Consider the following 25,635-nt stretch of genomic DNA (forward strand, 5'->3'; position numbering starts at 1 on the left):
CTCGCCTGGAGCTGATCATGTCCCAACCGCCGGTCGATCCCTGGTCCGGGCAGCCGGAGCACGACACGCACTACGACTTCCCCCCGCCACGGCCGGACGGCTACCCGGCACCGCCCGCCGACGGCTGGGGATCCCCGCCGGGCGGCCAGCCCCCGGCGGGCGGCGGCTGGCCCAGCACGCCGCACCCCGGCCCCCCGCAGGGCCAGCCGTACCCCGGCCCCACGTCGGCCCAGCCGTACCCCGGGCCGACGTCGGCCCAGCCGCACCCCGGGCCCCCGCAGGGCCAGCCGTACCCCGGGCCCACGTCGGCCCAGCCGCACCCCGGGCCCACGTCGGGCCAGCCGTACCCCACCCAGCCCTACGGCGGCTATCCCGTCACGCCGCAGGCCGGGTTCCCCACCAGCCCGTACGCCGGCTACCCGCCGTCCCCTCCCGGCGCGGGCCGACCGGCGAGGCCCCACCAGCTGGTGCTGACCCTGGGCCTGGTCGGGCTGCTGGTGCTCTGCCTCGGCGGGGGCGGCATCGCCTACCTCGCCTACGAAGGCGACCAGGGCGCCGACCCCCGACCCACCCCGACCGCGTCCCCGACCGGGGCGGCGTCGAGCGCCACGCCGAGCGCCCCCACGTCGTCCGAGCCCGCCCCGTCGCCGGAGTCCAGCGACGCCCCGCAGATCCGGGTCGTCACGCCGGAGAGCCTCGGCAGCCGCCCGAAGAGCACCGAGCCGACCCTGCGCAAGGCCGCCGACGACATGGTCCGCGAGCTGCGGTCCTCGGTGCGCGGCGAGACCGGCGTCGCCGGCGCCTTCTACGGCAGCGCCGAGGAGCGGAACATGGTCATGGTGATCGCCGCCTCCTCCTTCGTGCTCAACCCGGAAGGGGAGCTCGACGACGCGATCAAGGGCATCTCGAAGGACCTGGCGGTCAAGCGGCTGACCGCGATCGCCCCCGGACCGCAGGGCGGCCTGGCCAAGTGCGGCGACGGCGAGTCCGCCGGCGTGCCGCTGGGCGTGTGCGCGTGGGCCGACCACGGCAGCGTCGGGCTCATCGTGATGTTCTTCTCCTCGTCGGCAGCCGCGGCGGCGGAGTTCGTCGCCATCCGCGGCCAGATCGAGCAGAAGTACTGACCGGCATCCGCCCGTTGCGCGCCGCCGCCCACAGTGGACGCGGCGCGTCGGGCGGGGTCGCACGGACCACCAATCCCCTCGCGCAGACCCGGAGCTGACCGATGTCCTACCCACCCGCCAACTCCTACCCGCCGCCGGACGGCGGGGGCGGCCCGTACGGCTCGTACCCGCCCCCGCAACCCGGCGGGTACGGGCCACCGCCCCAGGCCGGCGGGTACGGGCCACCCCCGCAGGCCGGCGGGTACGGGCCACCGCCCCAGGCCGGCGGGTACGACCCGCTGCCCCCGCAGCCGGGCGGGTACGGACCGCCGCAGCAATCGGGCGCGTACGGGCCGCCGCCCCAGGCCGGTGGGTTCGCCCAGCCGCCGCCCGGGGGCGTTGCGGGGGCGCCCTACGGCGGCCCGCCGGTCGCGCGGAAGTCGAACGCCGGCAAGATAGTGCTGATCTCGCTCGCCGTGGTGCTGGTGCTCTGCCTGGGCGGCGCGGCGATCGCCGCCTTCGCCGTCAAGGACGAGGTCAAGGAGACCGTCGACGCCACCCGGATCCGGGTCGTCGCCCCGGCGACCCTCGCCGGGCGGCCCAAGGCGACCGACCCGGCCCTCCAGTCGGGCGCCCGGCAGCTCGAGGCGGAACTCAACAAGGCGATCCCCGAGGCCACCAGCACCGTCGGCGGGTTCTACGGCACCCCCGCCGACAAGGACCTCGTGATGATCGCCGCCGCGTCCGGCTTGAACCCGGACCCGGCAAGGACGCTCGAGGACACCATCAGGGGCGCGCGCACCAGCGACGTGCGGCTGGGCGAGATGAGCTCCGTGGACCCGGGCCCGCTCGGCGGCGAGGCCAAGTGCGGCGACGCCAAGGCGCAGGACGTGCCGCTCGGCGTCTGCGTGTGGAGCGACAAGGGCAGCGTCGGCATGGTCATCATCTACTTCAAGACGGGCCAGCAGGCCCACGCCGAGTTCGCCACCATCCGGGGGCAGGTCGAGCAGAAGTCCTGACCCGTACGGCAGCGGCGGGGGCCCGCCCACGACGGTGGACGGGCCCCTTTCGCGTCAGCCCGCCGTGGCGGCCCGCTCGGCGGCGCTGCGCAGCACGCAGAACTCGTTGCCCTCCGGGTCGGCGAGCACCACCCAGCCCGAGCCGTCGGCGCGGCGCTGGTCGGCGACCTGGGTGGCACCGAGGGCCACCAGACGCGCGACCTCCTCGTCCCGGGTCCGGTCCGTGGGCTCCAGGTCGAGGTGGAGGCGGTTCTTCACCTCCTTGCCCTCGGGCACCGCCACGAAGAGCACCTCCGGGCCACCCGGGGGCAGCAGCATGGCCTCCGGGTCGCCGGGGAAGTCGTCCGGCTGGCGGGAGCAGCCGAAGACCTGCCCCCAGAAGCCGGACAGCGCGTACGTGTCGCGGCAGTCGATGCTGATGTTGTGGATCCGTGCGCTCACGGGTGTACCTCCTCGATGGTCGTACCCGCCCGCTCCGCCGCGGCGGGGCCGAGCACCCGCGCGACCTCCCGCTCCCGGTTCCGGCCGGCCGGTCCGGGGCGGGCGGGCGCCCGGTCCCTGGCCGCCTCGGCCTCGGTCACCTGCGGGAAGAAGACGTTCGGGGTGGTACCGCCCGGCGGCGGCAGCACCGCCGGGTCGCCGGGGTCCTGCCGGGCGTGCCCGGGCACCGCCGGCCGGGAGCCGGAGCGGGCATGGGTGTCGTGACAGTCGGAACTGACGTGGTGGATCCGTGGATACACAGGTTCCTCCGCTGAGGATGGAGGCGCCCCGCGTACGGGAGAGTCAGCCGGCGAGACGGGGCGCGGAGATCATGACGGTGAACATCGACGCACCCCCCCTCCGGTCCTCGAGCTGACGCCATGATCCTTCCACCGGGCCCGCCCGGCCCGCAACCCCCGGGGTGGCCCGTCACCGCCGGGCGACCGGCTCCTGGGCGGTGACGGCCGGGGCGGCCTCCGCCGCCGGCAGGGTCACCGTGACCTCCAGCCCGCCACCGGGCTGGGCGATCACCTTCACGGTGCCGCCGTGCGCGTCGCAGACCGCCCGGACGATGGAGAGCCCGAGGCCCGAGCCCCGCGCGCCGGTACGCTCCCGGCCGCCGCGCCGGAACGGCTCGAACAGGCCGGGCACGTCGGCCTGGTCCACCTCGAAGCCGGTGTTGCCCACCACCAGCCACGACCGGCACCCGTCCGAACCGGTGCGCACCCAGAGCCGGCCGTGCAGGTGGTTGTAGCGGATCGCGTTCTCGATCAGGTTGCCGGCCAGCCGGTCGAGCAGCCCGGGATCGCCGACGACCGGCGCGGACTCCAGCGAGGTCTGCACCCGCAGCTTGATCCGCTCCACCTCCCGGCGTACCGCCGACAGGGCGTTGGCGGTGCCGGCGGCGAGGTCGCACTCGGTGCGGCGGCCCAGCCGGCGGCCCGCCTGGGCCTCGCTGCGGGCGAGCACCAGCAGGGCGTCGACCAGCCCGTTGGCCCGCTCGGAGGCGTCCCGGACCACGGTGGCCATCCGGCGGTACTCGGCGGCGTCCGCCTCGTCGTCGCTGAGCGTCACGTCGATCTCGGTACGCATCACCGCGAGGGGGGTCCGCAGCTCGTGCGAGGCGTTGGCCACGAAGCGCTTCTGCGCCTCGAACGCGGCGGCGATGCGGTCCAGCATCTCGTCGAAGGTCGCCGCCAGTTCGGCCACCTCGTCGTCGGCGCCCGAGTAGCCGATCCGCTGGTCCAGGGTGGTCTCCCCCAACCGGCGGGCGGTGGCGGTGACCTGGTGCAGCGGACGCAGCGCCCGGCCAGCGACCGCGTACGCCCCGGCCACCCCGACGACGCTGATCGCCAGCAGCGCCACCAGGCCCTTGGCCAGCAGCTCCGCGCTGGCGGCGTCGACCAGTTGGTGCTGCCACTGCGCGGCGTCCAGCGACCGGCCGTCGGCCAGCACCACCGTGGTGCCGGGCAGCAGCTCGTCGGTCGGGCGCAGCGCGTCCCGGACCAGCAGCCAGGCCAGCAGCACCAGGATCGCGCCCGCGCCGACCAGCAGCACCCCGTTGAGCAGGGTCAGCCGCAGTCGCAGCGTGGGCCGCAGCCGGGCCCGCCGGGTCGCGGCGCCGGCCGCCGTCCGCGACTGCGGGGCTCGCAAGACCGGCTCACTCCTCGCGCTCACCGTGCCACCTTCATTCGCGACTGCGGGGCTCGCAAGACCGGCTCACTCCTCGCGCTCATGCCGACGCCTCCGCCGTGCGGTAGCCCGCTCCGACCACCGTCTCGATCAGCGGCGGGTCGCCGAGCTTCTTGCGCAGCGTCATCACGGTGACCCGGACGATCGTGGTGAACGGGTCGGTGTTGGCGTCCCAGACCCGTTCCAGCAGCTCCTCGCTGGAGACCACCGCGCCGCGCGCCTTGAGCAGCTCGCAGAGCACACCGAACTCCTTGTTGGTCAGATCGACCGGCTGGCCGCCCCGGGTGGCCACCCGGCGGGCCGGGTCGAGGACCAGATCGGCGAGTTCGAGCACCGGCGGCGCGGCCGGGGTGGCCCGGCGGCCGAGCGCCTGCACCCGGGCGACCAGCTCGTCAAAGGCGAACGGCTTCGGCAGGTAGTCGTCCGCGCCGAGCTGCAACCCCTCCACCCGGTCGGCGACGGTGCCGCTGGCGGTCAGCATCAGCACCCGGGTGAGCGTGCCGGAGCCGGCCAGCTCGGCGCAGATCTGGTCACCGTGCATGCCGGGCAGGTCCCGGTCCAGCACCACCACGTCGTACCGGGTGACGAACGCCATCTCGTGGCCGCTGTCGCCGTCGTAGGCGACGTCCACCGCCATGCCCCGCTTGCGCAGCCCCCGCGCGATCGCGTCGGCGAGGTTGCGCTCGTCCTCGACCACCAGTACCCGCATCCCGGCCTCCTCGCGCCCCTGACCACCCACAACCTAGTGCCGGCGGCCAAACCGGGCCGCACCCGCCGTCCCGGTCCGACCCCGTTGCAGAAAACCTTCGTCGTACGCGATGCTTTTGGCGGCAACCTTCACGACGGACGGGAAGACGCATGACCGACGCGGCGCCGACGATCCGACGGGACGTCACCTACCGGGGCTTCCGCCTCCCCGGCGACGCCGGGCTGGGCAGCCTGTCCGGGCTGCGCGCGGGCGGACAGGGCCTCGAACTGGCCGACCCGGTCGACCGGCTCGACCACACCGACGCCGACGGCCGCACCCGCCGGTACGCGGCCGGCAGCTGGACGTCCCCGCCCGTGCCGGTCGACTTCGCCGTGCGCGACGTGGTGCCCTCGTGGAACGGGGACACCCCCGGCGACTGCTGGCTGCGGGTGGAGTTGCGGGGCTGGCGCGACGACGCACCGGCCACCGGGTGGTACGTCCTCGCCGACTGGGCGGCCGACGACCACGTGATCCGCCGGACCTCCGTGCCCGGGCAGCGCGACGCCGACGCCCGGGTGGACACGGACACGCTGGTGGTCACGGGCGCGACCGTCACCGGCTGGCAGGTCCGGGTCACCCTGCTCCGGCCGGAGGACGCCGACGCGTCCCCGGTGCTGCGCGCGGTCGGGGCGGTCGCCGCGGGCCCGCGCCCGACGGCCGCGACCGGGCCGTCCCGGCCCACCGGAGAGGGCGCCCCGCCGGTGGGGGCCGGGCCCGCCCCGGTCGCCGGGCCCGGGTCCCGCGCGCCGGCTCCGACGCCTGCCGGCGGCTCCGCCGCGACGATCCCGGCCGCCTGGGGCACGGTGCTGGAGGTGCCGCGGTACTCGCAGCGGCTGCACGCCGGCGCCCACCTGCAGTGGGGCGGCGGCGGGGACTCGTGGTGCAGCCCCACCTGCACCTCGATGGTGCTGGCCTTCTGGGACGCCGCCCCGGCCCCGGCCCGGTACGCCTGGGTGGACCCGGCCGGTCCCCGCCCGGTGGTGGTGCACGCCGCGCGGCACTGCTACGACCACGCCTTCGCCGGGGCCGGCAACTGGCCGTTCAACACCGCGTACGCGGGCCTGCACGGTGTGGACGCCTTCGTCACCCGGCTGCGGTCGCTGACCGAGGCGGAGGCGTTCGTGGCCGCCGGCATCCCGTTGATCGTCTCCGCCGCGTTCCGGGTGGGCGAGGTGCCCGGGTTGGACTACGACACCGCCGGGCACCTGATGGTGCTGGTGGGCTTCACCGCCACGGGCGCGCCGGTGCTCAACGACCCGTACGCCCCCGACGACGACGCGGTGCGCCGGACCGTCGACCGGGACCGGTTCGAGGCCGCCTGGCAGGGTGGCAGCGGCGGGGTGGCGTACGTGCTCCGGCCGCCCGGCGTGCCGCTTCCCCCGGCGCCGGAGCAGCCCAACTGGTGACCCCGGCGGCGCGCCCGGCACCGGTCGCCACGCGGCGGGCTCAGTCGCGGTAGCGCCACACGCCGAACTCGCCGGTGCGCAGCCGGCACACCACCGTGTCGGCCCGGCTGCGGCAGTCCCCGGAGACGTCGCGGAGCACGTCCAGCACCCGGGCCCGGCCCGCGGCGAGGTCCAACTCGGCCACCACCAGCCCGCCACCGGCGACGGCCGGTCGCACGGCCAGGAGCCGTTCGTCGGCGTACCAGGGCAGCAGCTGCCAGGTGCCCAGGTCGGCCACCTCCCGACCGGTCGCCGCGTCGAGCACGCCCAACCGTTCGCCGCCGCCACCGGGCGCGATCGCCAGGAGCCGGCCGCCCTGTGCCGACAGCGCCCCGAGCCACCGCTCGCCGACCCACCGGAGCGCGCCGGTCGCCGGGTCGAGCGCGACGAGCCTGTTCCCTCCGGGCACGCACAACAGCTCGCCGCACTCGTTGACGTGCTCCACCATGGGGACGCGCGCCTCCCACCGCCGCCGCAGCCCGTCCAGCCCGTAGGCGGTCACCGCGCCCGCGGGCGGCCGGACGACCAGCAACAGGTCCTGCGCCACCACCGCGTGCCCGGACGCCTCGCCGAGGCCCACGTCCGCCGCGTGCACCAGAGCGCCGGAGCGGGGGTCGCGCACCTCGACCCGCCCCTTCGCGGGGGCCAGCACGATCCACTCGACCCGCCCGTCGCGGAGGCTGTACGTCGCGGCCTCGGGCGACGTCGGCACCGACCAGAGCGCCCGCCCGGAGGCCGGGTCCACCGACCGCACGGCGCCACCCGCCACCCCGCCGGTCTGCATCAGCAGGTTCCCGGACGGGTCCCACCAGGGGTAGCCGGGCTGCCGCCAGCGTTCGCGGCCCGTCCGGCGTCGAGGGCGAGCGTCTGCCCGTCGTCCTGGTCCCCCGTGACCGAGAAGAGCACCGTCCCCGGCCCGGTCTGGACCTGCCAGAACCGGCCCTCCGCCACGATCCGGGCGCGCCACACGGGAGTGGGCGGGGCGTCGTCGGTCGGCGCCCGCTCGGGCAGGGCGTACGCCCGCACCTCGACGGTCCCCTCGGGCTCCCCCTCGGCCGGTTCGACGACGTAGAGCCGGTCGCCGTGCGGGAACGCCTCCGATCCGAGCCGGGCCGGCACGACGACCGCGATCCGTGCCGGCACCGGCGCGGCCGCCGCCACGGTGGCCACCAGGAACGCGAGCACCAGCGCGACCCGCAGCGGCCTGCCGACGGCGCGCGGCGGGCGGGGCGGCGGCGCCTCCCGACCCGGCTCGTCGCGCAGCTCGCCGAGGTCGATCAGCGTCACGCCCGCCCCTCCCGGTCCCGGTCGCCGGGCAGTTCCCAGACGCCCAACCCACCACCCTCGTGCCGGCACACGACGACCGACCCGTGGGCGCCGCACCCCCCCACCACGCCGCGCAGCGCCGCCAGCACCCGGACGCCCTCCCCGCGCTCGTCGATCCGGCCGACCAGGTACCGCCCGTCACGCTGCCGACGGTGCATGGTCGTGCCGTCGGCCGAGAGCATCCCCGGGGCGCCGGCCCGCCAGCGGCCCAGTTGCCGCACCGGCCGACCGGTCGCGGCGTCGAGCAGCACGTGCTCCGCGTCGCCGCCCGAGGAGCCCCGGACGGCCAGCAGCCGGCCCTCGACGGCAGCCGGCCACAGCGCCGCGTTCTCGGTCTGCCACCGCACGGCGCCGGTGGCGGGATCGAGCAGCCGGATGGCGGGCGACCCGTCCTCGATGCAGATCAGGACGCCGCAGTCGAACGCCTCCGGCTGGTCGGCCGGGCCACGGGGCACGCCCCACCGCCGGCGCAGGGTGGCGACCTCGTAGCCGCTGAGGGTGCCGCTGTCGTCGGTGAGCAGCACCAGTTCCTCCGTGACCGTCAGCATGCGGGAGCGGCCGGGCACGGCCGTCGCGGCGCGCACCGCGCCCGTGTCGGGGTCGCGCAGCTCCAGCCGGCCGCCGGCGAGCACCGTCAGCAGGCTCACCCGCTGGTCCCGCCGGGACAGGAGCGCGTCCTCGGAGGCCAGCGGCTGCGACCACCGGACGGCGCCGCCCGCGGGATCCACCGACCGCAGCACGGACGCGCCCGACCCGTCGGAGCCCCAGAGCAGCAGGTTCCCGGCCGGGGTGGCACCGCGCAACTGCCCCTCGACGCGCCAGCGCACCCCGCCGTCGCCGAGGGAGAGCCCGACGACCTGGGGCGTCGTCCGGTCCCCGGCCAGGCCGACCGCCAGCAGGTCGCCGACCCGAACGGCGTGGAACACCCGCCCCGGTGCGGGCATCGGCACCCGCCACAGGGGACGGCCGGAGGGCAGCCGGTGGGCGGCCAGTCGCGGCACCGGGTCCCCGTCGGGCACCGCGTCGGGGCCCGACGAGTCGGCCACCAGGAGCACCTCGTCGACGAACAGGGCGTGCGCGTCCGGGCTGGCCGGGACCGTGGCGCTCGGCGGCTGCGTGGGCCAGGGCGCGGCGGCGGCCGGCGTCAGCAGGCAGAGCAGGGCGACCAGGGCCGGAGCCCACCGGCGGAGAAGGCGGCCCGGGCCGGGGCCGGAGGGAAGCGCGGTGTCCCGCTGCTCGCCGAGGTCGATCAGCGTCACGTGGCGTCCTCCCCGTCACACCGTGGCCTCCGGCGGACCGGCAAATCGGCCGTGGGGGCACGGGCCCGGCAAAAGCGACGCCCGAGCGCCTGTACGATGGCGCGTCGTGGCTGTGCCGGTGGTAGACCCCTCGCTGAACTCCGTCTCCGAGCCCGTCGCGGCCGAGCCGACGCGCCGGCCCCGGCGCAGGCCCTCCCGCGCCGACGTACTGGCCATCGGAGCCTATGTCCTGCTCGGCGTTTTCGTGTGCCTGAACTACTGGGTGGACGTGCAGAACCGGGTGTCGTCGCACCTGCCCACCGACCACAGCTGGTTCGAGTGGCTCTTCTCGCACGGCGCGTACTCGGTGCGGCACCTGGAGAACCCGCTGTTCACCGAGCGGCAGAACGCCCCGGACGGGGTGAACATGATGGCGAACACCTCGCTGCTCGGGGTGACGCTGCCGCTGGCGCCGCTGACCATGCTCCTTGGCCCGCAGGTCATGTACGCGCTCTACCTGGGCGGCGCGCTGGCCGCGACCGCCGGCACGTCGTACTGGATGCTGTCGCGGCACCTGGTGCGCTCCCGCGCGGCGGCCTTCGTCGGCGGCGCGTTCCTCGGCTTCGCGCCGGGCATCGTGCACCACGCCAACGGCCAGCCCAACTTCGTCTCGAACTTCCTGCTGCCGCTGATCGTGGTGCGGGTGCTCCGGCTCGGCGAGCCCGGCCGGTGGCGGCGCAACGGCCTCGTGCTCGGCCTGCTGGTGGCGTACCAGATCTTCATCAACGAGGAGATGCTGCTGCTCACCGCGCTGGCCTGCCTGGTCGTCGTGCTCGCGTACGCGATCATGCGGCCGGCGCGGACGCGGGCGGTGGCCGGCACCTTCGCCGCCGCGCTCGGCGTCGGCGGCGGGTTGGCGCTGCTGCTGACGGCCTACCCGATCTGGTTCCAGTTCAACGGCCCGCAGTCCTACCGGGGGTTGCAGGGCGGGGTGTTCCACAGCTGGGGCGAGGACCTGGCCGCCTTCGTCACCTTCGCCCGCGACACCGTGGCCGGCGACGAGGCGGTGGAGAAGACCATCGGGCTGACCGAGCAGAACACCTGGTTCGGCTGGCCGCTGGTGCTGCTGTCGCTGGTGGCGCTGGTGCTGCTGGTCCGCCGCTCGCTCGCCGCCCGGATTCTCGCGGTGCTGGTGGTGGTCTTCACGGTGGCCTCGATCGGCCCGAAGGTGCGGATCAACGGGGTGGAGACGGAGACGGACGGCCCGTGGGCCTACGTCTCCGACGACCTGCCGCTGGTCGAGATGATGATGCCGACCCGGCTGGCCCTGGTGGTGGCGGCGGCGCTGGGCGTGCTGCTCGCCCTGGCCTGGGACACCGTCGCCGGCTACGGCCGCCCGCCGGTGCCGGCCCCCCGCGCCGGCGACGACGCCGTCGACGCCGCCGGGCCGCGCCGCCGATGGCTGCGGCCGGTCGGATACGCGGCCGTCGCGCTCGCCGTGCTGCCGCTGTTCCCGCGTCCGCTGCCCGCGCAGCCCGTCGACCCGCCGCCGCACTTCATCACCGCCGGCGGCTGGCGCCCGTACGTGCCGGAGGGCCGGACCCTGGTGCCGGTGCCGATCCCGAGCAACGTGCACGGCCTGCCCACGCTGCGTTGGAGCGCGCTGACGCAGCAGGCGTTCCCCGTCCCCGGCGGCTACTTCATCGGGCCGAACGAGCTGGGCGAGGGCGTCTTCGGCGCGCCGAACCGGCCAACCAGCACCCTCGTCTACTCCACGATGGACAAGAACGCGGTACCCGCGCTGACCGACGAGAACCGCCGCCAGGCGGTCGAGGACCTGCGCTTCTGGCGCGCGTCCGTGGTCGTCCTCGGCGCGCATCCCCGCGAGGCGGCCCTGCGCGAGCTGATGACCGCGCTGATCGGCCCGCCCCAGCGCGTCGACGACGTGTGGCTCTGGGACGTCCGGCCGCTCGTCGGCTGAGCCGTCGCCCGTCGCCCGACCGGCGGGCGGGGCTGAGCCGTCGCCCGGCGGGAGGCGCCGGCGGGCGCGCGAGGCCGGGACGTCAGCCGACCAGCGGGCGGACGTCCCAGACATGGGCGCCGGCCACCTCCCGGCCGGGCCCGAGCAGCGCGTCGACCGTACGGCGCACCGGGTCGCCGTGGTGCAGGCCGCCCTGGACCACCACGGCGGCGCGCCAGTGCCGCAGGTCCTCGACCGCCTGCCGGCGGTGCTCGTCGGTGACCACCGGCACCTCGCCGGTCTCGGCCACCCGGCGCAGCAGCGCGGCGGTGGGGCGGTCCGGGGCTCCCCACCGGGCGGCCGGATCGTCGGCGGCCCGGGGGCCGATGAAGTAGCCGCCCGGAGCCGGGAAGGCCAGCCCGGTGCGGGCCGACCAGAGCATCGCCGGGCTGACCCCGGCGCCGGTCACCGGCGGCACCGGAACCAGGGTCCGGCCCGGCGGGACGTGGGCCCGCCAGCCGCCCTCGGCCACGAACGCCGGCACGGGCCAAGCCGGCACGGTCCGGATCGGGGTGGGGGTCAGCGGCAGCAGCGCGGCGGCCACCGCCCCGCCCCACAGCAGCCGCACCGGCACGCCGCCCGCCCGCGCTCCGGCCGCCGGCTGGGGCCGCAGCCGGTCCAGGGACAGGGCCAGCAGGATGCCCAGCACCGGGACGCAGACCAGCGGGAAGCGCGCCGGCACCGCGTGGTCGAGCAGCGGCAGCTCGGCGACCAGCCGGTACGGCCCGGGGATGCCGGTGGACGTGCCGTCCAGGCGGACCTGCTCGCCCAGCGAGAGCAGCGCGAAGAGCAGCCCGCAGGCGGCCAGCGCGCGCACCAGCGGCCGGCGCCACAGCCAGATCACGATCACCACGGCGAGCACCAGCAGCCCCGGGCCGAAGAAGGAGTTCTCCTCGGTGGGGTTCGGCGCGAGCAGGCCGGGCAGGTGGTCGTCGCCGAGCACCGTCTGTCGCGCCGAGGCGGTGAACGACGCGGCGTCGAGCTGGTAGCCGTACGCGTGGAAGGGCATCCCCCGGTAGTGGCCCGGGCCGAAGAACTGGAACCACAGCGGGTACGCCAGCAGCGGCAGCGCCACCGCCACCCCGACCGCGAGCCGGCCGAGCAGTGCGGGCGCCAGCCGGCGCGCCGTCGCCCGGTCGGCCACGGCGTACGCCAGCACGAACGTCCCGGCGGCGAGGACCAGGAAGACCAGCACCTCCTCGCCGAGGAAGAGCTGGTACGCCACGAGCAGCCCGAGCAGCGTGCCGTGCCGCCACACCCGGCGCGGGTCCGGGTGGAACACCAGCGCCAGGATCACCGGCACCAGGAACTGCGCCGCCATGTGCAGGTGCGCCCCGGCCTGCGCGACCATGCCGGGGGCGAAGCCGCAGAAGAGCCCGCCGACGGCCGCCGCCGCGCGGGAGTCGACCAGCCGGCGGCGCAGCAGCGCGTACCAGGCGGTCGCGGTGCCGGCGAGGCAGCAGACCACCGCCACCAGGAACGCGACCTGCGAGCCGAAGATCAGGGTGACCGGCGTCAGCGGCACGCCCAGGCCCAGCACCGAGGTGTTGGCCATCAGGTTGACCCCGTCCGGGGCGTTCAGCTGCGCGCCGTACAGCGGGTTCTCCAGGCCCGTCACCGCCCGGGCCGCGCGGGCCAGCATCCACTCGAAGAGGATCTGGTCCCCCGCCTGGTGGAACAGCCGCCCCGGACGACCCCACTGGCCGCAGGTGAGCAGCACCGCCAGGCCGAGGTAGCCGGCGACGACCAGCGCGTCCGGCGTGCGTACCGGCAGCCGGCGGGACCGCCGGGCGGGTGCCGCCTCGGCGGTGCCGGTCGCCGCCGGTGCGGTCATCAGGTCGGCTGGTCGGTCAGCGCCCGGACGTCCCAGACCCAGACGTCCAGCTCCCGGCGGCCGGGACCGACCAGCTGCTCGACGGTGCGCCGCAGCTGCTCGGAGTGGTGCTGGCCGACCGGGAGCACCAGGATGGCCGCCCGCCAGTGCCGCAGCTCGTCGAGTGAGCGGCGGCGCTGCCGGTCGTCCAGCTTCGGGATGCGGCCGGTCGAGGCGACCTCCTCCAGCAGTCGCCCCACGCCGCTGGGCCGGCCGCCGAAGCGGCCGGGGTCGCCGGTGTTGCCGTTGCGCGGCGCCAGGAAGTAGCCGCCGGGGATCTTGAAGTCGAGGTTGGTGGAGGCGGCCCAGCGCATCCCGTGGGTGTGCCCCATGTTCGGCACCGGGATCGGCACCAGGGTCTGGTCCTCACCGACGTAGCCGCGCCACCGGTCGGCGGTGATGAAGTCCGGCACCGGCGGGCGGGAGGTCACCTTCAGCGGCATCGGCGCGATCGGCAGCAGCGCGAGGACGAGCCCGGCCACGGTGAGCGTACGCAGCGTCCGCCGCTCGACCGGCAGCGTCCGGGAGCGCTCGACGGCGAGCGCCAGCAGGATGCCCACCACCACGCTGGTGATCAGGCCGAACCGGGTGGGCACCACCGCGTCGAGCAGCGGCAGCCGGACCAGCCACTCCCAGGGCCCGGTGAACAGCTCGCGGTCCCACCAGGACACCCGCTCGCCGAGGGAGAGCACCGCGAAGAACGCCCCGGTCGCGGCGAGCGCCCGCACGAGCATCTCCCGGCGCAGCCAGGCCACGATGCCGACGGCGATCAGGGCGAGGCTCCAGCCGAAGAAGGCGTTCTCCTCCGAGTAGTTCGGCGCGAGGTTCACGTTCGCGCGTTCGTCGCCGCCGATCGTCGGCGAGCCGGGCGCGAAGAAGGCCGCGATGTCGTTGCCGTAGTCGCGCACCGCGTCGCTCAGGCCGTGGTACGCCATCGGCCCGGCGAACTGGACGTAGAGCGGGTACGCCAGCAGCGACCCGGCGAGCACCGTGCAGATCGCGAGGGCCTTGGCCAGCGGTCGCCACGCCGCCGACCAGAGCGCGGGCCGCTGGGCGAGCACGGCGAGCAGGAACACCCCGCAGGCGAGCGCCGTGAAGAGCAGGATCTCCTCGTTGATGAACGCCTGGGCGGTGACCATCAGGGCGAGCAGCACGCCGTCGCGCCACGGCCGTCGGGACCGGGTGATGACCAGCACCCGCCAGACGATGAACGGCAGCAGGAACTGCGAGATGATGTTGGGGTGCCAGTTGGCGTGCGACAGCATCGCCGGCGAGAACCCGCAGAACCAGCCGCCGACGGCCGCCGCCAGCGGGCTGCGCACGACGTGCCGGGAGAGCACGAAGTACCAGGCCGAGGCGGTGCCGGCGAGCGCGAGCGTGACCAGCACCACGAAGGTCACGGCCGGCCCGAAGAGCAGCGTCACCGGCACCATCGGGATGCCCAGCGCGAGGATGGCCGTGTTGGCCATCAGGTTGACCCCGTCGGGGTAGTTGAACTGCTCGGTGAAGAACGGGAACTCGCCGTGCAGCACCACGCGTACCGAGTGGGCGAGGAAGAACTGCACCTGGGCCGGGTCGCTGCTGTAGAGCGAGGCCACCCGGCCGGCCGGGTCCACCCAGATCTGGCTGGTGACCCACACCGCAGCGAGCAGGAACAAGCCGAAGACCGTGAGGTCCTGCCGTCGCCGGGTCCACCGCCGCGGCCGGGCCGCGCCGGCCGCCCCGCCGGCCTCGCCGGAGGGGGTGGCGTCGGTCGCTCCGGTGGCCACGGCCGCGCCGGGGGCGTCGGCCCCGTCGGCCGGGGCGGCCCCGCCCGGCGTACGGTCACCGGCGCCGTCGCCCACGGGCGGCGCCACGGGTTCGGACGCGGGGGCCGCGGCGGCGTCGGATTCCGACCAGGATTCGGCGCGGGTCTCGGCAGGCGTCACAGTCGGCGGAGTCTACCCGAGCGGGACATTCACCCTGAAACCACGGCAGTGTCCTCTGTGGTCGGCGTCGGTCACCGCCCGCCACCTGCGCACGGACGGTGGGCGAGGTGGCGCGTCCCGGTGATCCGACATCTCGTACTATGGCGCTTTCCGTTGAACGACGGCTGAGGCGATCGAGGGGGCGTACAGGTGGCTCCAGTCCGCCGGCGCGGCATCACGGCCACCGCTCTGCTGACCCTGCTGCTCACGGCGACCGCCTGCGGTCCGGTGGCCGACCGGCAGCCGGGCGACCTGCGGGTCGGCTACGACAGCCTGGACGGCGACCTGACGGTCTGGCCGCCACGCGGCACCCTGGCGGGCGACACCACCGTCAGGTCGGCCGTGACGGAGGCGGTCCGCGACTGGCGGTCACCGGCCGACGACCGGGTGCACCTGCCCACGTCCGGGATCCTCTGGTCCGGCGAGGTCGGCGGGGCGCCGCTGGCCCTGGTCGCCGCGGACGTGCCCGGCGAGAGCGCCTCCTGGCTGCTCCAGGTCACCGCCGAGGGCGGCCGGTACGCGGTCACCCGCGCCGCCGAATACACCGACCCCGGCTACCTCGTCTACTCCGACGTGCTCCCCGTGCACACCTCCGACGGGCGGCGCTACCTCACGTCGGGCCGGGTGCAGCGGCTGCTCGGGCCGGACGGCCGCGCCCTGCGGCACACCGACGGCCTCACCGAGCCGGTGGACGTGCCGGCCTGCCGGGCGGTGCCGGTGACCGCCACGCTCCGGGCCACCGAGGCGCTGCCCCGGGGCCGGGCCGCCGACCGGCTGCTGGACCTCGGCACCGGCACCACCGACCCGCGCTACCCCCTCGTACGCGACGAGAGCGGCTCCGGCAAGCGGGCCCTCACGGGGCTGGACACCTGCGCGCTCGCCGGCGAGGAGGGCCCGTTCGGCAGCGTCCCCCGGCGCATCGGCGACCGGGACGCGCCGCGCTCGGTGCCGTCGTCCTGGCCGATGACCAAGCTGACCGTACGCACCCTGGGCGAGGTCGCCCTCGGCGGCGGCGAGCCGGCGGAGCTGGAGCAGCTGAGCTGGGAGACGGCCGACGGCACGATGACCGCCGTGGTCTACCGCCCCGCCGACGGGGGCACGCCGGTGGTCTCCCCCGCCGACCGGGCCAACCCGTTGCAGACGTACACGCTGCCGGTGCCGGGGCAGCCGCTGGCCGTGCTGAGCTGGCGGCCGACCGCCGACAGCTCGCTGTCGACGCCGCCGGACACGCTCCGGCTGGTGGACCGGCCGGGGCTGGTCGTGGTGCCGATGCCGACCCGCTCGGAGACGTTCAGCCTCGCCGAGGCGGAGAAGACGCACTACCGCTCCCTCGGCGGTCGCTGACCGGCACGCGGGACGCCGACGGCGGGTGGCCCGGTCTCCCGGGGCACCCGCCGTCGGCGGTCGCAGGCTCAGTTCTGCGCGGTCGCGTCGTCGGCGGTGATCACCGGCTCGACGGGCTCGACGTCCAGCCGGGAGATCCAGCCGGTGACGTCGCGGGCCACGTCCTGCGCGGTCAGGCCGAGGTCGGCGAGGATCTGCGCGCGGGTGCCGTGCGGGTGCCAGTCGGCCGGTACGCCCAGGTCCTTCAGCGGCACCCGGACGTCGGCGTCCCGCATCGCCTGGGCGAGGGCGTCGCCGACGCCACCGACCCGGACGCCGTCCTCGACGGTGACCACGAGGCGGTGCCCGGCGGCCAGCTCGACCAGCTCGGCCGGGACCGGGCGGACCCAGCGCGGGTCGACCACGGTCACCCCGAAGCCCTGCCCGGCGACCCGGGTGGCGACCTCCATGCCCAGGTGCCCGAAGGAGCCGACCGCCACCAGCAGCACGTCCTTGCGCGCCGACTCGGCCAGCACGTCGACGGTGCCGACCCGGCGCACGGCCGGCAGGTCGGCGGCGACGGTGCCGGTCGGGAAGCGGACGATGGTGGGGCCGTCGTCGACGGCCACCGCCTCACGCAGCTCCTCGCGCAGGGTGGCGGCGTCGCGGGGCGCGGCGATCCGCAGGCCCGGCACGACCCCGAAGACGGACATGTCCCACATGCCGTAGTGGCTGGGCCCGTCGGGGCCGGTGATGCCGGCCCGGTCCAGCACGAAGGTCACCGGCAGCCGGTGCATGGCCACGTCCAGCAGGACCTGGTCGAAGGCGCGGTTGAGGAACGTCGCGTAGACCGCCACCACGGGGTGCAGCCCGCCGAGGGCCAGGCCGGCGGCCGAGGTGGCCGCGTGCTGCTCGGCGATGCCCACGTCGTAGACCCGGTTCGGGTGCTTGCGGGCCAGCTTGGCGATGCCGGTCGGCTCGGCCATCGCGGCGGTGATGCCCACCACGTCGGGCCGCTCGTCGGCGATCGCGACCAGCTCGTCGGCGAAGACGTGGGTCCACTTCACCGACGGCGCGGCGACCAGCTTGCCGGTCTCGATGTCGAAGGCGCTGCCCGGGCCGTGCAGGCAGTCGGCCTCGTCCTCCTCGGCCGGGCGGTAGCCGTAGCCCTTGCGGGTGACGGCGTGCACGATCACCGGGCCGCCGAAGTTCTTCGCCGCGCGCAGCGCCGACTCGACCGCGGTCACGTCGTGCCCGTCGACCGGGCCGACGTACTTGATGCCGAGGTCCTCGAACATCGCCTGCGGGGCGACCGCGTCCTTGATGCCCCGCTTGACCGCGTGCAGCACCTCGTACATCGGCCTGCCGACCAGCGGCGTCGAGCCGAGCGCCTCCTTGACGGTGTCGAGCACCTTCTCGTAGCCGGGGTTGAGCCGCAGCGACGAGAGGTGGTCGGCGAGGCCGCCGATGGTCGGCGCGTAGGACCGGCCGTTGTCGTTGACCACGATCACCAGCGGGTTGCGGGCGGTGGCGATGTTGTTCAGCGCCTCCCAGCACATGCCGCCGGTGAGCGCGCCGTCGCCCACCACGGCGACCACGCTGCGCTGCTCGCCCCGCAGCGCGTACGCCTTGGCCAGGCCGTCGGCGTAGGACAGGGCGGTGGAGGCGTGCGAGTTCTCGATCAGGTCGTGCTCGCTCTCGGCCTGGCTCGGGTAGCCCGAGAGGCCGCCGCGCTGGCGCAGCTTGTCGAAGCCGGTCTGCCGCCCGGTGAGGATCTTGTGCACGTACGCCTGGTGGCCGGTGTCGAACAGGAGCCGGTCGCGCGGGGAGTCGAAGACCCGGTGCATGGCCAGGGTGAGCTCGACCACGCCCAGGTTGGGACCGACGTGCCCGCCGGTGCGCGAGACCTTGGCGATCAGGAAGTCCCGGATCTCGGCGGCGAGGACGTCCAACTCCTCGGCGGACATCCGCTTGACGTCCTGCGGACCCCGGACGGTGGCCAGCAGCCCGGTGTGGTGGACCGTGCCCTCTTCAACGCTCATGACGCAAGAGTCTATCGGCCGCCCGGTACTCCGCAGCCCGGCCCGCACGCCCGCCCACCGGCCGGGGGTGCTGAGCGCCTGGTCAGCCCCCGGATGGATCGCGGCCGGTCGGGGCGCCTGCGGGAGTCAGGCCGCGACCCGCAGCCGCCGGGGCGCCGGGACGGCCGGGGCGCCCCGGTACGCCGGCCCGGACGGGGTCCAGGAGCCCAGCACGGCGGCCCGGGCGGCGCCGGTCACCGAGGGCAGCGCGCCGGGCAGCCCGTGCCAGGAGAGCCAGCCCAGCAGCGCGAACGCGTACGCCTCCTTGGCCTGCGCGGGCACCCCCAGCTCGTCGGTGGTGCGCAGCCGCCAGCGCCCCGCCCCGAGGGCGGCCAGCCGGGCGGTCAGCGTGGGGTTACGCACCCCGCCGCCGGCCACCACCACCTCCGCCACGCCGTGCCGGTCGCACTCGGCGGCCACCACCCGGGCGGTCAGCTCGGTCAGGGTGGCGAGCACGTCGTCGGCCGGCACCGGCTCGCCGAGGGCCGCCAGCCGGGCGTCCAGGTAGCCGGCGTGGAACAGCTCCTTGCCGGTCGACTTGGGCGGCGGCGCCGCGTAGTAGGGCTCGGCGAGCAGGGCGTCGAGCAGGCCGGGGTGCACCCGACCGGCCGCCGCGTGGGCGCCGTCGAGGTCGCAGGGCCGCCCCAGGAGGCGCCGGGCCGCCGCGTCGAGCAGCGCGTTGGCGGGCCCGACGTCGTACCCGAGCACCGGCGCGCCCGGCGCGAGGACCGTGAGGTTGGCGATGCCGCCCAGGTTGAGCGCGGCGCGCGGGGCCGCGCCGTCCGCCGGGTCGAGCAGCAGCGCGTCGAACGCCGGGACCAGGGGCGCGCCCTGCCCGCCGGCGGCGACGTCCGCCGAGCGCAGGTCGCTGAGCACGGGTACGCCCACCCGGGCGGCCACCCGGGCCACCGCGCCCAGTTGCAGGGTGCCCCGGGCGCGTCCGTCGGCGACCCAGTGGAAGACCGTCTGCCCGGGCGAGACCACCGCGTCGACCACGCCGCCGGCCAGCTCGACGCCGAGGGCCGCCGCCTCGGCGAAGACCTCGCCCAGGCGGTTGTCCAGCCGGCAGACCGCCTCGACGGTGGTGCTCCCGGGCGGCAGCAGCGCGCCGATCGCCTCGCGCAGCCCGTCGTCGTAGTCGAGGCCGCGGTGCCCCAGCGGGCGCAGCAGCAGCGTGTCCCCGTCGAGGGTGAACTCGGCGGCGGCCACGTCCACCCCGTCGTAGGAGGTCCCCGACATCAGCCCGACGATCTTCATGGCGTCAGGCTAGCGGGCGGCTCCGTCGGGCGGCAGGAGCAGACCGACCAGCTCGACGTGCTGGGTCATCGGGAACAGGTCGAAGCCGCGCAGCGCGGCCAGCCGCCAGCCCAGCCCGGCGAAGGTGCGCACGTCGCGGGCGAAGGCGGCCGGGTCGCAGGCCACGTACGCCACCGCGCGCGGCCCGGCGGCCGCCACGTCGCGCACCACCCGGGCGCCCGCGCCGGAGCGCGGCGGGTCGAGCACCACCACGTCGACCGGGCCGGTGATCCGGCGGCGGGCCAGCGCGGTCTCCACCCGGGCCGGCACGACCTCCACCCGGGGCAGGTCGCGCAGGTTCTCGCGGGCGGCGGCGACGCCCTGCGCCGCCGACTCGACCAGGGTGACGCGGCCCGCCTCGCCGACCCGGCCGGCGAGCGCGGCGGCGAAGAGCCCCGCCCCGCCGTAGAGGTCCCAGGCCCGTTCCCCCGGGCGCGGGTCGACCAGCTCCAGCACGGCGTCGACCAGTGTGTCGGCGGCGGCCGGATGGACCTGCCAGAACGACGACGCCGGCAGCGTCCACTCCCGGCCGGCCGCCACCTCGCGGACCCGCTCCGGGCCGCTCACCGTGCGGGGCACCCCCTCGGCGACGGCGGTCACGGCCACGTCCCCGCCGGTGGAGGCGACCGTCTCGACCGCGTCGGCGTCCGGCCAGCGCGTCCCGGTCGGGGCCAGCACGGGCAGTTCCCGGATCGCCGGGTGGGCGATCAGGCAGCGGTCGATCGGGACCACCTCGTGCGAGCGGTGCTTGAGCAGCCCTGCCCGGCCCGCCCCGTCGACGGCGTAGCGGACCCGGGAGCGCCAGCCCAGCGGCCCGCCGGGCAGCGCCTCGACCCGGACGCCGAGGGCGTCCAGCTCGGCGTCGGCGAGCCCGCCGAGGCGGGTGAGCTGCTCACGCACCACCGCCGCCTTCCAGTCGAGCTGGGCGGCCGGGGCGACGTGTTGCAGGTCGCACCCGCCGCACCGGCCCGGCTTCGCGTACGGGCACGGCTGCTCGACCCGGTCCGGCGCGGCCTCGAGCACGCTCACCGCGTCGGCCCGGACGAACCCCTTGTGCACCTCGGTGACCTCGGCGACCACCCGCTCGCCGGGCAGCGCGTGCCGGACGAAGACCACCTGGCCGTCCACCCGCGCGACGCAGTGCCCGCCGGGTGCCACCGCCCCGACGGTCAGCTCGACGCGCTCGGCCTCCTCCAGCCCCCGGCCGTTCCCGTGCGCGGTCACCGTTCACCTCCACCACTCGGGCCGCTCTCGCCGGGCGGCGCGGACACGACGGGCGGGACGCTCGGCGGCAGGGTGCCGCGCGGCGCGACCCGGGGGCCGCGTGCCGGGCCCCGGCTCAGGGTGGCGTCCAGCCGGTCCAGGTCCTTGCCGGCGGTCGAGGCGAGCTGCCACGGCACGCTGGTCACCATCACCCCTGGTTCGAAGAGCAGCCGGCCCTTCAGGCGCAGCGCGCTCTGGTTGTGCAGCAGGTTCTCCCACCAGCGCCCCACCACGTACTCCGGGATGAAGACCGTGACCACGTCGCGCGGCGACTCCCGGCGGACGCCGGCCACGAAGTCCAGGATGGGGCGGGTGATCTCCCGGTACGGCGAGTCGACCACGGTCAGCGGGACGGGCAGGTCCCGCCGCTCCCACTCCGCCTGCAACTCCCGGGTGTCCTTCTCGTCGACGTTGACGGTCACCGCGGTCAGCGTGTCCGGCCGGGTGGCCCGGGCGTACGCGATCGCCCGCAGCGTCGGCTTGTGCAGCTTGCTGACCAGCACGACGGCGTGGTTGCGGGCGGGCAGCACGGCGCGGCCCTCGTCCGGCGGGGTCAACTCCTCGGCGACCCGGTCGTAGTGCCGGCGGATGGCCAGCATCAGCACGTAGATCATCGCCATCGCGGCGATGGCGATCCACGCGCCGAGCAGGAACTTCGTGACGAGCACGACGATCAGCACCGCGCCGGTCATCGCCATGCCGAAGGTGTTGATCGCCCGGGAGCGGAGCATCCGCCGGCGCGCCTGCGGGTCCCGCGCGGTCTTCAGGTGCCGGTTCCAGTGCCGGATCATGCCGGCCTGGGAGAGCGTGAAGGAGACGAAGACGCCCACGATGTAGAGCTGGATGAGCTTGGTCACCTCGGCCTGGAAGCCGACGATCAGCACGATCGCGGCGACGGCCAGGAAGACGATGCCGTTGGAGAAGGCCAGCCGGTCGCCGCGGGTGTGCAGTTGCCGGGGCAGGTAGCGGTCCTGGGCGAGGATCGAGCCGAGCACCGGGAAGCCGTTGAACGCGGTGTTCGCGGCCAGGAAGAGGATCAGCGCGGTGACCCCGGCGAGCACGTAGAGCAGCACCGAGCCGGAGCCGAAGACCGTCTCCCCGAGCTGGGTGGTGACGGTCTTCTGCACGTACCCCTCGGGGCCGGAGATGATCTGGAGCCTCGGGTCCTCGACGAACTGCAGGCCGGTGAGGCGGGACAGCCAGATGATGCCGACCAGCATGGCCACCGAGATGGTGCCGAGCAGCAGCAGGGTGGTGGCCGCGTTGCGGCTCTTCGGGGCCTTGAACGCCGGCACCCCGTTGGAGATCGCCTCCACCCCGGTCAGCGCCGCGCAGCCCGAGGAGAAGGTGCGCAGCAGCAGGAAGACCAGGGCGAAGCCGGTGACGCTGTGCTCGGCCTGGATCTCCAGGCCGGCGCTGGGCGCGCGCAGGTCGTGGCCGAGCACGAAGACCCGGACCAGGCCGGTGAGCAGCATCCCGACCATCACGATGATGAAGCCGTACGTGGGGATGGCGAAGGCCGTGCCGGACTCCCGCAGGCCGCGCAGGTTCACCGCGGTGAGCAGCACCACCGCGGTGACCGCGATCAGCACCTTGTGGGTGGCCACGAACGGCACCACCGAGCCCAGGTTGGCCACCCCGGAGGAGACCGAGACGGCGACCGTGAGCACGTAGTCGACCAGAAGCGCGCTGGCCACCGCGACCCCCGCCCGGGGGCCGAGGTTGACCGTGGCCACCTCGTAGTCGCCGCCGCCGGAGGGGTAGGCGTGCACGTTCTGCCGGTAGCTGGCCACGACGGTGAGCATCACCACCACGACGGCCAGGGCGATCCACGGCGAGAAGAGGAACGCCGAGGCGCCGGCGATGGAGAGGGTCAGCAGGATCTCGTCGGGCGCGTACGCGACGCTGGAGAGCGCGTCGGACGCGAACACGGGCAGCGCGATGCGCTTGGGCAGAAGGGTGTGCTTGAGCCGGTCGGACCGGAACGGTCGACCGAGCAGCAGCCGCTTCAGCAGCGAGGTGGGTCTGGCCACAACCGCCAAGCGTACGACCACCCTGATGGACGTCGCGGGGTGGTCGATCGCGGCGGGGCGGACCGGCGGAGTACCGTCGGTCCGCGCCCGCGCCGGGAACGTGGCAGGCTCGCAGACGGCACGTTCACCGGGCCGGGCGTTGCGCACCTTGAGGAGGGACGCGGTGCATGTCGTGATCATGGGTTGTGGCCGGGTCGGCTCGACCCTCGCCTACAGCCTGGAGTCCCGGGGGCACTCGGTCGCGGTCATCGACCACGACGCCGACGCCTTCCGCCGGCTCGGCCCCGACTTCGCCGGGATCACCGTCACCGGCGCCGGCTTCGACGGCGAGGTGCTGCGGCAGGCCGGCATCGAGCGGGCGGACGCCTTCGCGGCCGTCTCCAGCGGCGACAACTCCAACATCATCTCTGCCCGGCTCGCCCGGGAGACGTTCGGCGTGTCCCGGGTGGCGGCGCGGATCTACGACCAGCGCCGCGCGCAGGTCTACGAGCGGCTCGGCATCCCCACCGTGGCCACCGTCCGGTGGACCGCCGACCGGATGCTGCGGCACCTGGTGCCCGAGGGGAACGTGGAGATCTTCCGGGACCCGACGAGCACCGTGTCGATCGTCGAGGTGCCGGTGCACAAGGACTGGGTCGCCCGGCCGTTGCGCGCCCTGGAGGAGGCCACCGGGGCCCGGGTCGCGTACCTGATCCGCTTCGGCATCGGCACGCTGCCCACCCCGTCCAGCGTCGTCCAGGAGGGCGACCAGCTCTTCATGCTGGTCACCGACGACATCGCGGCGACGGTCACGTCGGTGGCGGCGACGCCGCCGGAAGGAGGGCTCTGAGCATGCGCATCGCCATCGCTGGCGCGGGCAACGTGGGCCGCTCGATCGCGCAGGAGCTGATCGACAACGGCCACCAGGTGATGCTCATCGAGCGCCAGCCCAGGATGCTCCGGCCGGACCGGGTGCCGGCGGCCGACTGGGTGCTGGCCGACGCCTGCGAGCTGGCCAGCCTGGAGGAGGCCGACATCGCCGGCTGCGACGTGGTGGTCGCGGCCACCGGGGACGACAAGGTCAACCTGGTGGTCTCGCTGCTGGCCAAGACCGAGTTCGCGGTGCCCCGGGTGGTGGCCCGGGTCAACCGGGCCGAGAACGAGTGGCTCTTCACCGAGCAGTGGGGCGTCGACGTCGCGGTGAGCAAGCCGCGGGTGATGGCCGCCCTGGTCGAGGAGGCGGTCACCGTCGGCGACCTGGTCCGGCTGATGACCTTCCGGCAGGGCGAGGCGAACCTCGTGGAGATCACCCTGCCGCCGACCGCCCCGTACGTGGGCGAGCCGCTGCGCGCCGTCCCGCTGCCCCGCGACTCGGCGCTGGTGGCGATCCTGCGCGGCAAGCGGGTGCTGGTGCCCACCCCGGACGATTCGCTCGAGGCCGGCGACGAGCTGATCTTCGTGTGCACCGCGGAGGTCGAGGACGCGGTCCGCGCGGTGGTGCTCGGGGCGGACAGCGTCGAACGCACCCGCGAGCAGCGCTGAGCCTGCGGTTCAGTCGCCGGGTGGCGCTGGGGCGGCCTCAGCCGCCGGGTGGTGCTGAGGCGGCTCAGCCGCCGGGCAGCGCCTCGGGCTCCGACTCCCGGGTCACCCGCCGGACCGTCCAGACCGTGATCAGCAGCAGCAGCACGTACGGCGGGTAGCCCAGCACCAGCCGCGCCACGCCGAGCGCCGTGTCCTGGTGGGCGAGGTAGAGCCCGGCCTGCACGCCCACCTTGGCCAGCCACACCACGCCCCACAGCACGGTGAGCCCGGTGAAGGTCCGCACCAGGCGCGGGTCGTCGCGCCACTCCGAGCGGCCCTTGGCCACCAGCACCGACCAGATCCACCCCACCAGCGGCTGACGGACCGCCGCCGAGACGAGCAGGGCCAGCCCGTAGCCGATGCCGTAGAGGATGCCGGGGAGGTAGAAGTCACGTTCGTCGCCGGTGCGCCAGGCGATCGCGGCGCCGACGGCGACGCCGAAGAGCCCGTTGACCGCGTGCCGGACCGGCCGGCGCTGCGCCAGCCGCAGACCGGCGATCACGAGCGCCACCGCCACCGAGGCGATCACGGCGGGCCGCAGCTCGCCGATGATGTTGGCCAGCACGAAGACGACCACCGGGATGCTGGACTCGACCAGCCCCCGCCAGCCGCCGAGCTGGTCGGCCATCTGCTCGGCGAGGGTGGGCAGCGGCTCCTCGCCCTGCGGGTCGCTCTCCGGCTGTGCCGCCCGGTGCTGTCCCGTCGTCATCGCACGCCTTCCGTCCGCCGCGGCCACCGGGTCACTTCGGCGGTTCCAGCTCGTAGTACGGGTTGTAGATCACCTTGCGGTCGTCCCGCAGGGCCACCCGGCCGCGCGCGGTCAGGTGGCGACCGGGCTCGATCCCGGCGATGTGCCGCCGGCCGAGCCAGACCAGGGTGACCACGTCGCTGCCGTCGTAGAGGTCCGCCTCCAGCGTGGGCAGGTTGGTCCGCGGGGTGTAGACGACCGTACGCAGCCGCCCGGCCACCGAGACCAGCTGGCCCCGCATGCACTGCCCGGCCGGGACACCGCCGTGCTCGGCGCTCTCCCGACGCAGCTCCTGCGCCTCGATCTCCGCCTCGCTCGCGGTGAGCCGGCGCAGCATGCGGCGCAGCGGACCCCGGCCCTCGTCGGTCGACATGACCTCCGCGTCACCCTCTCCACGCTGAGCCGACGCGACGCCGGCAC

22 protein-coding genes are annotated in these 25,635 nt (G+C 75.4%); 7 read left to right on the plus strand and 15 right to left on the minus strand.

What is annotated here, in order from left to right; genetic code table 11:
• Positions 1-17: 17 nt before the first annotated feature.
• Both ACLQ22_RS07090 and ACLQ22_RS07095 read left to right on the plus strand, forming a co-directional pair.
• Positions 18-1,124, plus strand: coding sequence for a hypothetical protein (locus ACLQ22_RS07090; RefSeq protein ID WP_425691551.1), 1,107 nt, complete (start codon positions 18-20; stop codon positions 1,122-1,124).
• A 101-nt stretch (positions 1,125-1,225) separates the two neighbouring features.
• The gene (locus tag ACLQ22_RS07095) at positions 1,226-2,122 is read left to right on the plus strand and encodes a hypothetical protein (protein WP_425691552.1); all 897 of its coding nucleotides are present in this window, start codon (positions 1,226-1,228) and stop codon (positions 2,120-2,122) included.
• 54 nt (positions 2,123-2,176) lie between these two features.
• On the opposite strand, the gene ACLQ22_RS07100 is transcribed toward ACLQ22_RS07095, so the two are convergent.
• The 4 genes from ACLQ22_RS07100 to ACLQ22_RS07115 form a co-directional block, all read right to left on the minus strand.
• Positions 2,177-2,563, minus strand: coding sequence for a VOC family protein (locus ACLQ22_RS07100; protein WP_425691553.1), 387 nt, complete (start codon positions 2,561-2,563; stop codon positions 2,177-2,179).
• Positions 2,560-2,862: a hypothetical protein gene (locus ACLQ22_RS07105; RefSeq protein WP_425691554.1), complete on the minus strand. Its 303-nt coding sequence runs from the start codon at positions 2,860-2,862 to the stop codon at positions 2,560-2,562. Before ACLQ22_RS07105 ends, ACLQ22_RS07100 begins: the two co-directional genes overlap by 4 nt.
• 169 nt (positions 2,863-3,031) lie before the next feature.
• Positions 3,032-4,255: a sensor histidine kinase gene (locus ACLQ22_RS07110; protein ID WP_425691555.1), complete on the minus strand. Its 1,224-nt coding sequence runs from the start codon at positions 4,253-4,255 to the stop codon at positions 3,032-3,034.
• Between the two features lie 79 nt (positions 4,256-4,334).
• The gene (locus ACLQ22_RS07115) at positions 4,335-5,003 is read right to left on the minus strand and encodes a response regulator transcription factor (protein WP_425691556.1); all 669 of its coding nucleotides are present in this window, start codon (positions 5,001-5,003) and stop codon (positions 4,335-4,337) included.
• A gap of 149 nt (positions 5,004-5,152) precedes the next feature.
• On the opposite strand from ACLQ22_RS07115, the gene ACLQ22_RS07120 reads away from it, so the two are divergent.
• The gene (locus ACLQ22_RS07120; protein ID WP_425691557.1) at positions 5,153-6,448 is read left to right on the plus strand and encodes a C39 family peptidase; all 1,296 of its coding nucleotides are present in this window, start codon (positions 5,153-5,155) and stop codon (positions 6,446-6,448) included.
• Positions 6,449-6,488: 40 nt separating this feature from the next.
• On the opposite strand, the gene ACLQ22_RS07125 is transcribed toward ACLQ22_RS07120, so the two are convergent.
• Genes ACLQ22_RS07125 through ACLQ22_RS07135 form a run of 3 tightly spaced genes read right to left on the minus strand, consistent with a single transcriptional unit; the run spans position 6,489 to position 9,072 of the window.
• A complete protein-coding gene (locus tag ACLQ22_RS07125; RefSeq protein WP_425691558.1) occupies positions 6,489-7,271 on the minus strand; it encodes a PQQ-binding-like beta-propeller repeat protein in 783 nt (260 codons plus the stop codon).
• A complete protein-coding gene (locus ACLQ22_RS07130) occupies positions 7,271-7,774 on the minus strand; it encodes a hypothetical protein (protein ID WP_425691559.1) in 504 nt (167 codons plus the stop codon). The genes ACLQ22_RS07125 and ACLQ22_RS07130 overlap by 1 nt, the downstream gene beginning before the upstream one ends.
• Positions 7,771-9,072 (minus strand): PQQ-binding-like beta-propeller repeat protein, encoded by a 1,302-nt coding sequence (locus ACLQ22_RS07135; protein ID WP_425691560.1) that lies wholly within the window; start codon positions 9,070-9,072, stop codon positions 7,771-7,773. The genes ACLQ22_RS07130 and ACLQ22_RS07135 overlap by 4 nt, the downstream gene beginning before the upstream one ends.
• A 106-nt stretch (positions 9,073-9,178) precedes the next feature.
• Here ACLQ22_RS07135 and ACLQ22_RS07140 point away from each other — a divergent pair, with 106 nt between their 5' ends.
• Positions 9,179-11,032: a hypothetical protein gene (locus tag ACLQ22_RS07140; protein WP_425691561.1), complete on the plus strand. Its 1,854-nt coding sequence runs from the start codon at positions 9,179-9,181 to the stop codon at positions 11,030-11,032.
• Between the two features lie 82 nt (positions 11,033-11,114).
• Here ACLQ22_RS07140 and ACLQ22_RS07145 read toward each other — a convergent pair whose 3' ends face one another.
• Positions 11,115-12,905, minus strand: a complete 1,791-nt coding sequence (locus ACLQ22_RS07145; RefSeq protein WP_425691562.1) for a hypothetical protein — start codon at positions 12,903-12,905, stop codon at positions 11,115-11,117.
• Positions 12,905-14,872, minus strand: coding sequence for a hypothetical protein (locus tag ACLQ22_RS07150; RefSeq protein ID WP_425691563.1), 1,968 nt, complete (start codon positions 14,870-14,872; stop codon positions 12,905-12,907). Before ACLQ22_RS07150 ends, ACLQ22_RS07145 begins: the two co-directional genes overlap by 1 nt.
• A gap of 189 nt (positions 14,873-15,061) precedes the next feature.
• Between ACLQ22_RS07150 and ACLQ22_RS07155 the strand changes: the two genes are divergently transcribed.
• Positions 15,062-16,255 carry a hypothetical protein gene (locus ACLQ22_RS07155; RefSeq protein WP_425691564.1) on the plus strand — a complete coding sequence of 398 codons (1,194 nt, stop codon included), beginning with the start codon at positions 15,062-15,064 and terminating at the stop codon, positions 16,253-16,255.
• Between the two features lie 68 nt (positions 16,256-16,323).
• Here ACLQ22_RS07155 and dxs read toward each other — a convergent pair whose 3' ends face one another.
• The 4 genes from dxs to ACLQ22_RS07175 form a co-directional block, all read right to left on the minus strand.
• Complete coding sequence (dxs, locus tag ACLQ22_RS07160) at positions 16,324-18,276, minus strand: 1-deoxy-D-xylulose-5-phosphate synthase (RefSeq protein ID WP_416605343.1); 1,953 nt, start codon at positions 18,274-18,276, stop codon at positions 16,324-16,326.
• A gap of 126 nt (positions 18,277-18,402) precedes the next feature.
• Positions 18,403-19,572 carry an anhydro-N-acetylmuramic acid kinase gene (locus ACLQ22_RS07165; protein ID WP_425691565.1) on the minus strand — a complete coding sequence of 390 codons (1,170 nt, stop codon included), beginning with the start codon at positions 19,570-19,572 and terminating at the stop codon, positions 18,403-18,405.
• Between the two features lie 9 nt (positions 19,573-19,581).
• On the minus strand, positions 19,582-20,835 hold the full coding sequence (locus ACLQ22_RS07170; RefSeq protein ID WP_425691566.1) for a class I SAM-dependent RNA methyltransferase: 1,254 nt from the start codon (positions 20,833-20,835) through the stop codon (positions 19,582-19,584).
• Positions 20,832-22,907, minus strand: coding sequence for an APC family permease (locus tag ACLQ22_RS07175; protein WP_425691567.1), 2,076 nt, complete (start codon positions 22,905-22,907; stop codon positions 20,832-20,834). Before ACLQ22_RS07175 ends, ACLQ22_RS07170 begins: the two co-directional genes overlap by 4 nt.
• Positions 22,908-23,070: 163 nt before the next feature.
• On the opposite strand from ACLQ22_RS07175, the gene ACLQ22_RS07180 reads away from it, so the two are divergent.
• A complete protein-coding gene (locus ACLQ22_RS07180) occupies positions 23,071-23,736 on the plus strand; it encodes a potassium channel family protein (protein ID WP_425691568.1) in 666 nt (221 codons plus the stop codon).
• Positions 23,737-23,738: 2 nt separating this feature from the next.
• A complete protein-coding gene (locus ACLQ22_RS07185; protein ID WP_334563545.1) occupies positions 23,739-24,428 on the plus strand; it encodes a potassium channel family protein in 690 nt (229 codons plus the stop codon).
• A 64-nt stretch (positions 24,429-24,492) separates the two neighbouring features.
• Here ACLQ22_RS07185 and ACLQ22_RS07190 read toward each other — a convergent pair whose 3' ends face one another.
• Together ACLQ22_RS07190 and ACLQ22_RS07195 are read right to left on the minus strand one after the other, a co-directional pair.
• Positions 24,493-25,176 (minus strand): DUF3159 domain-containing protein, encoded by a 684-nt coding sequence (locus tag ACLQ22_RS07190; RefSeq protein ID WP_425691569.1) that lies wholly within the window; start codon positions 25,174-25,176, stop codon positions 24,493-24,495.
• 31 nt (positions 25,177-25,207) lie between these two features.
• Complete coding sequence (locus ACLQ22_RS07195) at positions 25,208-25,588, minus strand: OB-fold nucleic acid binding domain-containing protein (RefSeq protein ID WP_121395948.1); 381 nt, start codon at positions 25,586-25,588, stop codon at positions 25,208-25,210.
• Positions 25,589-25,635 lie beyond the last annotated feature (47 nt).

The organism is Micromonospora sp. DT178 (assembly GCF_049841695.1).
Lineage (GTDB): Bacteria > Actinomycetota > Actinomycetes > Mycobacteriales > Micromonosporaceae > Micromonospora.

Coding starts and splice junctions, on each gene's coding strand:
- ACLQ22_RS07185 (WP_334563545.1), top strand. CDS start 23,739: ATGCGCATCGCCATCGCTGGCGCGGGCAACGTGGGCCGCTCGATCGCG.
- ACLQ22_RS07115 (WP_425691556.1), bottom strand. CDS start 5,003: ATGCGGGTACTGGTGGTCGAGGACGAGCGCAACCTCGCCGACGCGATC.
- ACLQ22_RS07090 (WP_425691551.1), top strand. CDS start 18: ATGTCCCAACCGCCGGTCGATCCCTGGTCCGGGCAGCCGGAGCACGAC.
- ACLQ22_RS07145 (WP_425691562.1), bottom strand. CDS start 12,905: ATGACCGCACCGGCGGCGACCGGCACCGCCGAGGCGGCACCCGCCCGG.
- ACLQ22_RS07120 (WP_425691557.1), top strand. CDS start 5,153: ATGACCGACGCGGCGCCGACGATCCGACGGGACGTCACCTACCGGGGC.
- ACLQ22_RS07095 (WP_425691552.1), top strand. CDS start 1,226: ATGTCCTACCCACCCGCCAACTCCTACCCGCCGCCGGACGGCGGGGGC.
- ACLQ22_RS07165 (WP_425691565.1), bottom strand. CDS start 19,572: ATGAAGATCGTCGGGCTGATGTCGGGGACCTCCTACGACGGGGTGGAC.
- ACLQ22_RS07195 (WP_121395948.1), bottom strand. CDS start 25,588: ATGTCGACCGACGAGGGCCGGGGTCCGCTGCGCCGCATGCTGCGCCGG.
- dxs (WP_416605343.1), bottom strand. CDS start 18,276: ATGAGCGTTGAAGAGGGCACGGTCCACCACACCGGGCTGCTGGCCACC.
- ACLQ22_RS07125 (WP_425691558.1), bottom strand. CDS start 7,271: ATGCAGACCGGCGGGGTGGCGGGTGGCGCCGTGCGGTCGGTGGACCCG.
- ACLQ22_RS07190 (WP_425691569.1), bottom strand. CDS start 25,176: ATGACGACGGGACAGCACCGGGCGGCACAGCCGGAGAGCGACCCGCAG.